General features: G+C 43.7%; 13 protein-coding genes. All 13 read left to right on the forward strand.

From position 1 onward, the window contains the following. Positions 1-5 precede the first annotated feature (5 nt). The 13 genes from A9267_RS17380 to A9267_RS17440 all read left to right on the forward strand — a co-directional run bounded on the left by A9267_RS17380 (position 6) and on the right by A9267_RS17440 (position 13,410). Positions 6-254, forward strand: a complete 249-nt coding sequence (locus A9267_RS17380; protein ID WP_065110114.1) for an acyl carrier protein — start codon at positions 6-8, stop codon at positions 252-254. After that, positions 254-805, forward strand: coding sequence for a hypothetical protein (locus tag A9267_RS17385; protein WP_065110115.1), 552 nt, complete (start codon positions 254-256; stop codon positions 803-805). The genes A9267_RS17380 and A9267_RS17385 overlap by 1 nt, the downstream gene beginning before the upstream one ends. Continuing rightward, complete coding sequence (locus A9267_RS17390; protein WP_065110116.1) at positions 798-2,165, forward strand: AMP-binding protein; 1,368 nt, start codon at positions 798-800, stop codon at positions 2,163-2,165. Before A9267_RS17385 ends, A9267_RS17390 begins: the two co-directional genes overlap by 8 nt. Then, a complete protein-coding gene (locus tag A9267_RS17395) occupies positions 2,158-2,541 on the forward strand; it encodes an ApeI family dehydratase (protein WP_065110316.1) in 384 nt (127 codons plus the stop codon). Before A9267_RS17390 ends, A9267_RS17395 begins: the two co-directional genes overlap by 8 nt. Beyond that, positions 2,538-4,292 (forward strand): glycosyltransferase family 2 protein, encoded by a 1,755-nt coding sequence (locus A9267_RS17400; protein ID WP_065110117.1) that lies wholly within the window; start codon positions 2,538-2,540, stop codon positions 4,290-4,292. Before A9267_RS17395 ends, A9267_RS17400 begins: the two co-directional genes overlap by 4 nt. 4 nt (positions 4,293-4,296) lie before the next feature. Continuing rightward, positions 4,297-5,859 (forward strand): HAL/PAL/TAL family ammonia-lyase, encoded by a 1,563-nt coding sequence (locus tag A9267_RS17405; RefSeq protein ID WP_065110118.1) that lies wholly within the window; start codon positions 4,297-4,299, stop codon positions 5,857-5,859. Between the two features lie 2 nt (positions 5,860-5,861). Further along, positions 5,862-6,362, forward strand: a complete 501-nt coding sequence (locus tag A9267_RS17410) for an acyl-CoA thioesterase (protein WP_065110119.1) — start codon at positions 5,862-5,864, stop codon at positions 6,360-6,362. After that, positions 6,359-7,222 (forward strand): outer membrane lipoprotein carrier protein LolA, encoded by an 864-nt coding sequence (locus A9267_RS17415; RefSeq protein WP_065110120.1) that lies wholly within the window; start codon positions 6,359-6,361, stop codon positions 7,220-7,222. Before A9267_RS17410 ends, A9267_RS17415 begins: the two co-directional genes overlap by 4 nt. After that, on the forward strand, positions 7,222-9,717 hold the full coding sequence (locus A9267_RS17420) for an MMPL family transporter (protein ID WP_065110121.1): 2,496 nt from the start codon (positions 7,222-7,224) through the stop codon (positions 9,715-9,717). Before A9267_RS17415 ends, A9267_RS17420 begins: the two co-directional genes overlap by 1 nt. A gap of 16 nt (positions 9,718-9,733) precedes the next feature. Beyond that, the gene (locus A9267_RS17425) at positions 9,734-11,011 is read left to right on the forward strand and encodes an NAD(P)/FAD-dependent oxidoreductase (protein WP_156669200.1); all 1,278 of its coding nucleotides are present in this window, start codon (positions 9,734-9,736) and stop codon (positions 11,009-11,011) included. 2 nt (positions 11,012-11,013) lie between these two features. Beyond that, on the forward strand, positions 11,014-11,595 hold the full coding sequence (locus tag A9267_RS17430; RefSeq protein ID WP_065110123.1) for a DUF3261 domain-containing protein: 582 nt from the start codon (positions 11,014-11,016) through the stop codon (positions 11,593-11,595). Between the two features lie 73 nt (positions 11,596-11,668). Further along, positions 11,669-12,913, forward strand: a complete 1,245-nt coding sequence (locus A9267_RS17435; RefSeq protein ID WP_065110124.1) for a beta-ketoacyl-[acyl-carrier-protein] synthase family protein — start codon at positions 11,669-11,671, stop codon at positions 12,911-12,913. After that, positions 12,910-13,410, forward strand: coding sequence for an ApeP family dehydratase (locus tag A9267_RS17440; protein ID WP_065110125.1), 501 nt, complete (start codon positions 12,910-12,912; stop codon positions 13,408-13,410). The genes A9267_RS17435 and A9267_RS17440 overlap by 4 nt, the downstream gene beginning before the upstream one ends. Positions 13,411-13,419 lie beyond the last annotated feature (9 nt).

Genomic DNA, 13,419 nt, shown 5'->3' on the forward strand with positions numbered 1-13,419 from the left:
TCATCATGGAAAATCGTGATCAAATCCTAGACATGTTGACGCAAATTTTAGTCGATGATTTTGAAATTGAAGCAGAAGATATCACCTTAGATGCTTCACTTTATGAAGCACTTGATTTAGACAGTATTGATGCTGTGGATTTAGTGATAAAGCTTCAACAAATGACCGGAAAAAAGATTCAACCAGAGCAATTTAAAACAGTGCGTACAGTTGAAGATGTCGTTAATGCGATTGAAGGTTTAATGAAAGATTAATGGTGCTAGTACTGCAAATTATCACCGCCATCGCACTTATTTGCTACCCGATAGCGGTGTATTTAGGTTTGCAGTTCTTACCACCAGGCACAATAGCATTACTACTTTGTGCTGTATTAATTGCGCGACTTGCGCTGAGTAAGCAACAACTTAAGTCTATGGCGCTGCCGCTACTGGTGGGCATTGGACTCACAGCGGCGAGCTTTATTGCTAAACGCAATGATTGGTTACTGTTCTACCCAGTGGTGATAAACCTCACCATGCTAGGGCTATTTAGTTACTCACTAAAACAAGGCCCAAGTATGATTGAACGTTTGGCCAGATTAAAAGAACCAGATTTACCTGATTCGGCCATTGGTTATTTAAATAATGTCACCCGTTTATGGTGTGGATTATTTATCATCAATGGCAGTTTCGCGCTCTACACTGCACAGTTTGCCTCGCTTGAATGGTGGACGCTTTATAATGGATTCATTGCCTATATCCTCATGGGTTTATTACTCGGTGGAGAATGGTTATATCGCAAATTTTGGTTGAAAAAACATGAATAACTTGCTGATAAACTGGCTACATAATGGCCCTAAAACGCAACAATTAATTAGTTTCAATCATCATGACATTGTGACGGGTTCACTGTTTACAGCCCATGTTGCCCATCTATTTGAACAACTTAATGCCAGCCCAATCAAACGTTGGTTACTCGCAGCTGAAACCAGTGATTTATTTGCTGCTGGCATGTGTGCAGCCTTGCTTGCAGGTAAGCAAGTGGTTTTGCCCGCTAATATCCAAGGTGGCACGCTAACTGAGCTAAACCATGCCTTTGATGGGGTAATTTCAGATCAGCCTCTTAGTGAAGTTAAGCAATTTATTTTGCTTAAAAAAGAGCTCGGCCTTGCCAATAAATCTTGGCCTGAAACCAGCCAAATTGGCGAGTTAGTTTTATTCACATCAGGGAGTAGCGGCGAACCTAAAGCCATTGCAAAGTCAATTGAACAACTGGATGCTGAAGTCAGCATTTTAGAACAAACCTTTGCATCTCGACTGCCACAGTGCAGCGTTATTTCTACCGTTTCACATCAACATATTTATGGTTTGTTATTCAAAATATTGTGGCCTTTAGCTGCAAGTCGTCCGTTTTTAAGTGATCTCGTTGAATACCCTGAAACCTTAAGTTACTACATCGCCTTAATGCCGAACTTATGCTTGATAAGTAGCCCTGCCCAATTATCACGCTTGCCAGAAGCTTTAGAGTTTGAACAACAACAGTTAGCACCAAGTCTGATTTTCAGTTCAGGTGGCCCTTTGTCATACGATGCCTCTCAGCACATTCATACCTGCTATGGTCAGTTCCCTATAGAGGTCTTTGGCAGCACAGAAACTGGCGGTATTGCCTATCGACGTCAAATGGAGCCAAACAGAACTTGGCTTCCTTTCAGCTGCGTTGAGATATGTGAGAATGATGAAGATGGCGCATTGATGCTCAAATCACCTTATTTACCTGCCAGTAATGGATGGATGAAGTGTGATGACAAGATTGAATTAGCTGAAGATGGCCGTTTTACCTTGTTACACCGACTCGACCGCATCGTAAAGGTGGAAGAAAAACGTTTATCTCTAGCGCAAATGGAAGGCTTGCTCTGCACTCATCCGTTTGTGAAAGAAGCTGCAGTGATTCAGCTAACCGAGCCAAGAACCATGCTAGGTGCGGCAATTTGCTTATCTGAAGAAGGATTAGAGCAGCTTGATGATGCCGGTAAATTAAGTGTCAATAATCACCTTAAAAAGCATCTATTAAGTCAGTTCGAACGAGTCACGTTACCACGCCGCTGGCGCTATCCTGATACATTACCGCTTAACGCACAGGGTAAGCGTGTACAAACCGATCTATTAGCAGTATTCAATGATGATTAAATCAGCGTTACCCCAAATATTAGCGCAACACAGCAATGAAGATGAGATCTGTTGGCGGATCTTTGTGTCTGCCGAGTTAGATTATTTTAAAGGCCACTTTGAAGAACAAGCCGTATTACCTGGCGTCACCCAACTTGATTGGGCAATTCAGCTTGGCTGCCAAGCATTTGGTTACGAGCCTACCGTTGCCACGCTAGAAGTGCTTAAGTTTCAACAATTAATGTTACCTGATACTGAAGTTGAGCTATTCATTAGCCACAATGCCGCCAAGTCAAAATTAACCTTTAGTTACCGTGATGGTGACAAACGGTATGCTTCAGGCCGCATCGCATTAGCTTTGGCCTCTGCAACATGCAATAAGGATGGCCAATCATGAAACTGGCTCTGATTATTCCCAATTATAATCATCAACAAGCCATTGCTGACACATTAATCGCTTTAGCACCTATAGGCTTACCTTGTTATTTAGTTAACGATGGTAGTAATGATGAAACGCGTTATTTATTGCAATCATTAGCAGATAAGTATGATTGGGTAACCTTACTAACGCATCCCTTTAATCGAGGTAAAGGCGCAGCAGTCACCACAGGTCTGCGGGCAGCTTATGCAGATGGCTATAGCCATGCTTTGCAAATTGATGCCGACGGTCAGCACTGTCTAGATGATATTCCAGCCATGATTGAAGCCGCATCAGAACAGCCTCTTGCGTTGATTTCAGGCAAACCCGAATATGATGAGTCAGTTCCTAAAGGGCGTTTATATGGCCGTTATATCACCCACTTTTGGGTGTGGGTTGAGACCCTAAGTTTTGATATTCAAGACTCAATGTGCGGTTTTAGAGTTTACCCTCTTGCTGCTACAGAGCAGTTATTTAAACAGCAAGCGCTAGGCGAGCGCATGGACTTTGATATTGAAATTATGGTCAAGCTGCACTGGCAAGGTGTACCAATAAAGCATATTTCTACCAAGGTGATTTACCCTGAAGATGGCATTAGTCACTTTCAAGGTATTAAAGATAATGTCCGCATTTCAGCAATGCATACCGGCTTATTTTTCGGGATGCTAAAACGTTTGCCGCAAATTCTGTCAAAAAAAAACGCTAATAAACACTGGTCAGCTATGGGTGAGCGTGGCAGTTATTGGGGCATTAAGCTCATTGCTGACAGCTATCGTTTAGGCGGTCATTGGCTTTGTAGAGCAATCATGTACCCTGTGATTTGCTACTTCTTCCTTACTGGCGTAACCGCAAGAAACGCCTCCATGGACTTTTTACGTCGAGTTAAGCGTAAACATCCGCAGCATGAACAATTATCTGATCCTGTTACATGGCGAGACAGCCTGAAGCACTTTTTTGCTTTTGGAAATGCGGCACTGGATAGAATCGATGCATGGTGCGATCGTATTAAACTGGCACAGGTAGACTTTCCTGACAGACACGTTTTAGCAGACCAAGTGGCATCTGGCCAAGGTGCAGTATTATTGGTGTCTCACTTAGGTAACCTTGAACTTTGTCGTGCGATCTCTATCCACCAGCAACAAGTCAAAGTCAATGTGATGGTGCTGACCAGTCATGCAGAAAACTTTAATAACGTGCTAAAACAATTAAACCCAAATAGTGGTTTAAATCTGATTCAAGTCAATGAATTGGGACCAAGCACGGCGATGCTATTACAAGACAAAATTGCCGCTGGAGAATTAGTCGTTATCGCAGCAGACCGCACCTCATCTGATACGGCAGGTCGCGTTTTTTATAACGACTTTATTGATCAACAAGCCGCATTCCCACAAGGCCCCTTTATTCTAGCTGGGCTACTTGATTGTCCGGTTTACACTATGTTTTGTTTACAAGAGCATGGTCGTTATCGTGTCCATGTCGAACACTTGTCAGACAGTTTAAAAGGGCCTCGTAAAGGACGAACAGAGCGATTAGCTGACGCGGCGACAGAATATAGCCGCCGACTTGAGCACTTTGCGACACAACAACCATTGCAATGGTTTAATTTTTACGATTTTTGGCGCCGTGATGAAGACTCCCAAAGAGATTCAGGCCCCACAGAAGTGACACCTTCGACTGAGCTGTCGTCGCCCTCACATTCAAGCAATCCCAATTTCAAGCAGGAACAGTAATACCATGAGCCAACCAACCACTTCTTCAGCTGCAACTTTGGCAACGGTCACTTTCGGTCAGCAATCTATTAGCTTAGAGCAAGTTGTCAGTGTCGCAAAAGGCGCACCAGTAAAGCTAAATGATAGCCAGCAATACCAAGAGTACATTCAAAAAGGCGCACGCTTTATTGATAGTCTCTTACATGAAGAAGGTGTGGTTTACGGGGTAACAACCGGTTATGGCGACTCATGTACTGTGACAGTCGGATTAGATTTAGTCCACGAACTACCGCTGCATTTATCACGTTTTCACGGCTGTGGTTTAGGGGATATATTCTCGCCAATGCAGTCGCGTGCCATTATGGCTTGTCGTCTCAATTCCTTGGCTGTTGGTAAATCAGGTGTCACTTACGAGTTATTACAGCGTATTGAGCTACTACTGAATTTAGACATTTGCCCAGTAATACCAGAAGAAGGATCGGTAGGTGCAAGTGGTGATTTAACCCCGTTATCTTATTTAGCAGCCGTTTTAGTCGGTGAGCGAGAAGTGACATATCAAGGTCAACGTCGCGCTACAAAAGACGTATACGCTGAGCTAAATATTGTGCCATTAACCCTTCGTCCAAAAGAAGGTTTAGCCTTAATGAATGGCACTGCGGTTATGACGGCTTTAGCTTGTTTAGCGTATGACCGAGCTCAGTACTTGGCACGATTATCAAGTCGTATCACTGCCATGGCATCATTAACGCTCAAAGGAAACTCGAACCACTTTGATGATATTTTATTTGACGCTAAGCCTCATCCAGGCCAAAACCAAATTGCCACCTGGATTCGTGAAGACTTAAATCACCATACCCATCCAAGAAACTCTGACAGACTGCAAGATCGCTACTCGATTCGCTGTGCTCCACATATTATTGGCGTACTACAAGATGCATTACCTTTTATGCGTCAGTTTATTGAAACTGAATTAAACAGTGCTAATGACAACCCGATTGTCGATGGTGAAGGAGAGCATATTCTTCACGGTGGTCATTTCTATGGTGGCCACATAGCCTTTGTCATGGATTCAATGAAAAATACTGTTGCTAATTTAGCTGATTTAATTGACCGTCAAATGGCCTTAGTCATGGATCCTAAATTCAACAATGGGTTACCTGCTAATTTATCTGCAGCAACTGGCGCACGACAATCCATTAACCATGGCTTTAAAGCAGTACAAATTGGCGTATCCGCTTGGACTGCAGAGGCACTTAAAAATACAATGCCAGCCAGTGTTTTTTCACGCTCAACTGAATGCCACAACCAAGACAAAGTCAGTATGGGCACCATTGCAGCTCGAGACTGTATGCGAGTATTACAGTTGACTGAACAAGTCGCAGCTGCTGCACTGCTCGCGATGACTCAAGGTATTCACCTGCGAATTGCTCAACAAGAGTTGGCAGAAGAATCATTAACCCCTTCTTTGGCGAAAACCGTTCAGCAAGTCAGTGCAGACTTTGAGTTATTAACCGAAGATCGCCCACTTGAAGCCGTTTTACGTCAAACTGTTAGCAAGATTCAGCTTGCTGAGTGGGAGGTCTGTTAACAATGAAAGCCATTTTTAGCACTGAATTAGAAATGATAGTGCCTTTTCATGATGTCGACTCTATGGGCATCACTTGGCATGGTAACTACTTACGCTATTTCGAGGTTGCCCGTTGTAAGTTACTTGACGAACTTGGCTATAACTATCGTCAAATGATGAATTCGGGCTATGCTTGGCCGATTGTTGATACCCAGCTTAAATATGTAAAAAGTAGCACCTTTGATCAAAAGCTCATTGTCCATGCCGCAATTGTTGAATGGGAAAATCGATTACGGATTAATTATCAAATTAAAGATGCTAATACCCAGCAGCGCATTACTAAGGGATATACTATTCAAGCCGCCGTTGAGATTAGCACTGAAGAGTTGTGTTTCGTTACTCCAGATATCTTTCGCGCGAGAATCCTTCCATTACTGGATGAATCAAGCCTCACTGATGAGCTCATTCAAGAACGTGAGCGATTATCATCGCTAATATCATCGCTAAAGGTGAGTGCGTCATGAAGTCCCTAGGCGGTTGTTACTGTGTACTCGTATTTTTCCTGCTAGTAGGTCAAACTTACGCATATGGCAATGGCGCAGACAAGACGAATGGCTTTGAGCTTAAGCAAGCTCAAACAAGCGAGCAAAGTGTCGTCGACACCACACAGACAACCCTACCTGCTAATACAGTCCCTAAAAAAATACAGCCAACAGCACTCAGCGCAGCGCAAGTTGTCACTCTCTTTAATACGACCGCCTCCAACGAGCAGTTAACCCATCTTGCGAGCCAACTACAACTCGGGACGCAAGCCAAGGGGCAGTTTCAACAAACTCGCCATTTAGCGGTGTTAAAACGTCCACTAAAAAGTGCTGGTCAGTTTATGTTTAGCCAAGACATTGGCTTACTATGGCAACAGCAAACCCCTTTTAAAAGCACCTTGTTATTGAAGCAAAATACCCTGTTACAACAAGACAGCTTTGGCAATATTCAACAAACAACAGCAAACCAAACCAGTTCAGCCATGGCAGAGCAACTACCGCAATTAATGCAAGGTCTTCTCACGGGGGATGTTGATGCGTTAGCTAAAGATTTTCATCTATACATGGCCCCTGATATTGACCAACACAACCCATATTGGCAGCTGGGGTTAGTGGCCAAAGACCCGCTAATTGCTAAAGCCATCGGGGCTATGGTGCTCGAAGGACAGCAGCAAATACATCGTCTTACCATGCTATCTGAAAAGCCAACAATCGCCGAAAAAGACCAATTGAGCGGAGATAAAACCGTTATCGAGTTTGCGCATGTCAGCCCAACCCTTAGCAAAATGGACTTGCAACAATTTGACCTTAAACCCACATCATCCGTGACAGAGGGTCAATAATGTCACGCCTTGCCAGCTGGTTTAACTCACCGCAACACGCATTATCACGCTTTATCGTTTGGTGTTTACTCATCATCCTCGTCAGTGGATATGGGATAAATTTATGGCAAGCCGGTGCGACGATTCAAAGTAATATTTTGGCGATGCTGCCTAAAATATCAGAAGCGCCACTGACCCAAACCGCATTAAACCGTGTCGAAAAACGCTTAGCCGATCAAGTTTATATCGGCCTGATTGCCGATAACAAAGTGGAAGCAGTTAATGCGGCGACCCTGCTGATTAACCAGCTAAAACAAGAGCCAAGCGTCTTTACTGATGTTCGTAGTGGCGACAGTCATACCATGCAAGCCTTGAGCAAATACTACTTTTCAAAGCGGTTTATGTTACTGACAGAAAAACAACGATCGACACTTGGCATCACAGCACAAGGCTCGCCCTTATTAACGTCGAGCACACCCAAGCCCTTGCCTCCTCAATGGCAAGGATTGCTCACTGCCGCGCAGCAACAGCTATATAGCAGTTTTGGTTTTGCCAGTAGCGCATTGTTAACGCAAGATCCACTACTGCTTTTTCCTGATAATTTACTGGCACTCGCGCCAATCAACTCGCTTTCTACTGAACAAGGAATACTGCTTGGTTCTAGTCAATCTCAGCCCGTTGCTATTGTGATTGCCAAAGGAGTACAAAGCGCTTTTAGTCCTCAAGGGCAAGCAGATCAAAGCCGAGTGCTAACCGACAGCTTAGCGGAGATAAGCCGTCAATATCCTCAGATAGACACGATCCAGGCTGGCACCTTATTTCATGCCCAAGCAGCAACTGAAACCGCCAAATTTGAGATTTCGACCATTGGCAGCATCTCCTTAATTGGCGTGATGCTGTTAGTATGGTTCGCTTTTAGAAGTGTTATGCCACTGTCACTAGCCGTTGTGACACTTTCTAGCGGCTTTTTATTTGCCACAGTGGCCACACTCGCCCTATTTGGTGAAATGCACTTACTGACGCTGGTATTCGGTACTAGCTTAATTGGTGTGGCAATCGACTATAGCTTCCATTTTTACTGTGAAAAGGTGGCGTTAAAAAACCAATCGGCCACTCAAGTCATTCAACGAATATTGCCAGCATTGACACTGGCATTAGTGACTAGCAGCATCGCATTTATCGCGATTGGTTTAACCCCTTTTCCCGGCATGCAGCAAGTCGCAATCTTTTGCGCTGCAGGCCTGTTTGGTGCTTATTTAACCCTAGTGTTTGCCTATCCTTTATTAGCCAATCATCGCTTACCTAACGCGACTAAGGCATTATCATGGGCAAGTCGTTACCTAAATTGGTTAAATACAATCATCATCAGCCACACTGATCGCAAGCTATCCAAAACAGCAATAGTGATGATGGTTGGCATGCCTCTATTTATCGGCTTAGGTTTTACCCAACTCAGTAGCGATGATGATATTCGTCACTTACAGCAAAGCCCTGATCGCATTGTCCAAGCCGAAAACCAGCTGAGGCAAATACTGAGTGGTGGCACTGACAATCAGTTTATTCTCGCCAGCGCTGATAGCGAACAAGGTTTATTATCTCAGCTTGAACAGACTCAATCACTATTATCCCAAGCAGTAGAGGCAAACGAGATACAAAGCTTTGTTGGCCTAAGCCCCTATTTACCTAGCAAGTTGCAACAGCAGCAAAACTATCAAGCATATCAGGCACTCTACCAGCAGCACTTAGATGACATTACTGCAGGCCTTGGAATCGATGAATCCATTAAACCAACGCTGCTCAAGCAGCTTGAGCAAGCAAGCAGCCAATTCATCGAACCAAACGCAGTGCTTAACATTGCAGGTGATGATTTAGCGGCATTATGGTTAGCACCATCAGAACACTCTCAAAGCCAGCAATATGGCAGTATTATCTTACTCGGCGGGATTAATGATTTAACAGCGTTAACACAACGAGTTAATGACAGCCAATTATCTATTGCTGTAGTAGATAAAGTCGGTGAAATTTCTCAATTAATGAGCCAGTTTCGGCTCATTACATTGCAATTGTTGGCCCTGGTTTGCGCCATCGCTATTGTCATCTTTAGTGTAAGATTTGGTCTTAAATTGGCGGCAGCGATTGTGCTGGTTCCAGTCAGTTCCATTCTACTGACCTTAGCCAGTTTGGGTATTGTCGGTTCGCCATTAAGTTTGTTCCACGCGTTGGCATTAATTTTAGTGCTCGGTATTGGAATTGATTACAGTTTGTTTTTTGCTTCGGTAAAAACGGACAAAAAGACAGGGGCTAATGGAGTGATGATGGCAGTCTTTATGTCGGCTTGCTCAACATTACTCGCTTTTGGATTGTTAGCACTCAGTCAAACCAATGCGATACATTATTTTGGCTTAACATTGTTGTTTGGGATCGGGTTTACCTTTTTACTCGCACCACTTATCAGTTTCATAACAAGACCCTATTTTAGCTTTATAACAAGAGAAGTTACCCAATATGGAAAGTAACCCATTCGGCACTAGCATGGATGAAAACAGTGCAAACTTACCTCAACATCTGCACGTCGATGTAGTGATTATTGGCGCAGGCCCTTCCGGCGCAGTAGCGGCAAGCTTATTACACCAGCAAGGAAAACGCGTATTGGTTGTAGAAAAGCAGCACTTCCCTCGATTCTCTATTGGAGAAAGTTTATTGCCTTGCTGCATGCAATTTATTGAACAAGCCGGCATGTTGCCAGCGGTTGAAGCGGCGGGATTTCAATTTAAAAATGGCGCAGCATTTCGCCGAAATAATCAGTACACGACGTTTAATTTTACTGAAAAATTTACTCCCGGTCCTGGCACCACCTTTCAGGTACAACGAGGCCAGTTTGATAAGATATTGGCAGATACAGCGGTATCGCAAGGGGTAGAGATTCGCTATGGCCATAGCGTTAATGCTATCGACTTAGGCGAAAACCAACATGCCTCACCAGTGCTAACGGTGACCGATGAGCAAGCAAACAGTTATCAAATTACGGCACAATATGTACTTGATGCCAGCGGTTTTGGTCGAGTGCTTCCAAGGTTATTAGATCTTGAGCAAGCATCTAGCCTGCCTTCACGCAGTGCAATATTCACTCATATTGACGATAATATTACTGATGCAAATTTTGACAGAGAAAAAATTCTCATCAGCGTCCATCCGACACAAAAAGATATTTGGTATTGGCTTATTCCGTTCAGTAATGGCCGCTGCTCAATTGGGGTGGTCGCAGAGCCTCACTTAATTGAACATCACCAAGGTGATTTAGAGCAGCAATTATGGCAACTGATTAACGAAGAGCCTGGTTTAAAAGCGTTATTAAGCCAAGCTAAGGTCGTGCAAGAATGTGCGACGTTAAAAGGTTATTCAGCCAATGTGTCAACGTTAGCCACGCCTCAATTTGCACTATTAGGTAATGCTGGTGAGTTTTTAGATCCGGTATTTTCATCCGGTGTCACCATTGCAATGCAGTCAGCACAAATGGCTGCAACGACATTAGTGAAGCAGCTCGATGGCGAACAAGTTGATTGGGAGCAAGATTATGCCAAGCCCTTAATGCTTGGCGTAAATACCTTTAGAACTTATGTTCAAGCTTGGTATGACGGACGCTTCCAAGATGTGATTTTTTACGACGATCCTAATCAAACCATTAAACAAATGATTTGTTCCATCCTCGCAGGTTACGCTTGGGATACGAACAACCCTTTTGTTAAAGATTCAGAGCGCCGACTCAATATGATTGTTGATTTGTGCCGTGAACAAACGATAGCGAGTTAATCATGCGTCAATTAATGCCAGCCATAGGAATACTACTCGTCATGTTAACCACAGGCTGTAGCCACCAGCTACAGCGACAAACTTGCGTAAAGCTGACGCCAGAAGTGAATTATTGCTTGGCACCTTTGTTACAAAGCAGCTCCAATAGCGAGCAAGTGTTAAGTCAGAAGATTAGCTTTACCCATGGTGAAAAGCATCACGAACTACTCACAGAACTTGCATTAGACGCCTCAGAAATGGCCTTAGTCGGCCTTGCTCCAATTGGACAGCCATTATTTACGGTCACCTATAACGGCGATGAAGTGTTAAGCCAACAGAACGTGTTAATGGGTGAAGATTTTAAAGCTGAGTATTTAATGGCAATTATGCAGCTGATATATTGGCCTCATGAGCAGATCAATGGCTATTTTAATCAAGGTGAAATGATTGACTTTGATTGCCAACAACCACGATGCAGTGCGTTAATGGTGAATGAAAAATACGCGATCACAATTGATTACTCCGATGTTAACCCTTGGAAGTCCAATGTGAGCTTACATTTTCCAGCCGCGAATATCACCCTAGTGATTACGCCATTGCTATAATGCAAAAATGTTGAGCCAGCAAAGTGCTATCTGGCTTTTCTAACATCACTGAATTTGAGATGAAACATTAACTATGAGCTGTGCCATAGCAATTACACAAATCGGGCTTTGTACGCCACTAGGCAATAGCAGTGAAGACGTGCTGCAAAACTTGCTATCAGCAAGCACTGACGCCATGGTACTGCGTGATGACTTGCTGTTTAATGCAAGCACACGAGTCGGCGCCATTAATAATGCCAACCTTTTGGGCATTCCTGCTGAATTGACGCAATTTGATTGTCGTAATAATCAATTGCTTTACACAGCCGCAGCCTCAATAACAGCCGATATCGAGCACGCTAAAAAGCAATACGGTGCAGATAGAGTGGCAGTGGTGCTAGGCACCAGCACATCAGGCATCTCTAAAGGTGAGGCAGCCCTTGCCTATCATCAACAACATGGTGAATTTCCACCTAGCTATCATTATGCCCAACAAGAGCTTGGCAGCACGAGCGACTTTTTACGTCAGCTATATCAATTAAGCGGCCCTTGTTACACAGTTTCTACGGCATGTTCATCGAGTGCCAAAGTATTTGCTAGTGCTAAGAGATTACTTTTAGCTGACTTATGTGACGTTGTTATTGTTGGCGGTGTGGATAGTTTATGTCAATTAACGTTAAACGGCTTCAATGCCTTAGAGTCAGTGTCTAAAGGCTTATGTAATCCCTTTAGCCAACACCGTGATGGAATTAATATAGGTGAAGGTGCCGCCTTATTTGTGCTGAAAAAAGCACAGGAGGATGCGCAATCACGCTCGAAATCTCAGGTCTATTTAGCGGGTATTGGCGAGTCATCAGACGCTCACCATATTTCAGCGCCCCACCCTCAAGGCTTAGGTGCAATTAGCGCTATGCAGGCAGCACTTGCCGATGCCAGTATCACTTCTGCACAAATTTCTTACGTTAACTTGCATGGTACAGCAACACCTAAAAATGATGCGATGGAATCCTTAGCCATGCAGCAAGTTTTTAATTCAAGCAATAACAACGAAGCGGCAAGCATCCCTTTATGTAGCTCGACAAAACCCTTAGTTGGCCATTGTTTGGGCGCTGCTGGCGCCATTGAGGCGGCTTTTTGTTACTTATTGCTCAGTGACGCTAATCAGCAGCAACAATTACCGCCGCACGTATGGGATCAGCAACAAGATATGAATAACCCGATATTGCCATTCGTTACTCCAGGACAATCAGCCGAGCTCACATTCATCATGAGTAACTCATTTGCCTTTGGCGGCAGTAATGCCAGTGTTATTTTTGCAAAATGCGGAGCATTAACATGACTGAGCAACAGACCAAGCAAATCGCTCCTGAAACATTGCTATCGCAAGATATATCAGCCTTTGTGCCTCATAAAGCACCGATGATATTAGTGACACGCATTATTAAACATCAACCTGATAGCCTCACCACTGAAGTCGAGATCACTGAGCAAAGCGCTTATTTCAATCAACAATTGAATGGCGTCCCTAACTATGTAGGTATCGAATACATGGCGCAAAGTATTGCCGCATTAGCAGGCGTTGAGGCGCACCTTATTGAAGATAAAATTCGAGTCGGCTTTTTATTGGGCACCCGTAAACTGAGCATGATGCAGCCAACGTATCTGCTCAATAACACATATCAAGTTGATGTGACTCGTTTATATCAAGAAGCATCAGGACTTGCGGTGTTCGATTGTCAAATTACTCTTGATAGTGAAATGATTGCCTCAGCCAATGTTAATGTATTTCAGCCTCAAGATACCCAAGCTTATATCAATGAAACCTTATCAACTTAAGCTCGATAT

This window comes from Shewanella sp. UCD-FRSSP16_17 (genome assembly GCF_001675935.1).
GTDB lineage: Bacteria > Pseudomonadota > Gammaproteobacteria > Enterobacterales > Shewanellaceae > Shewanella > Shewanella japonica.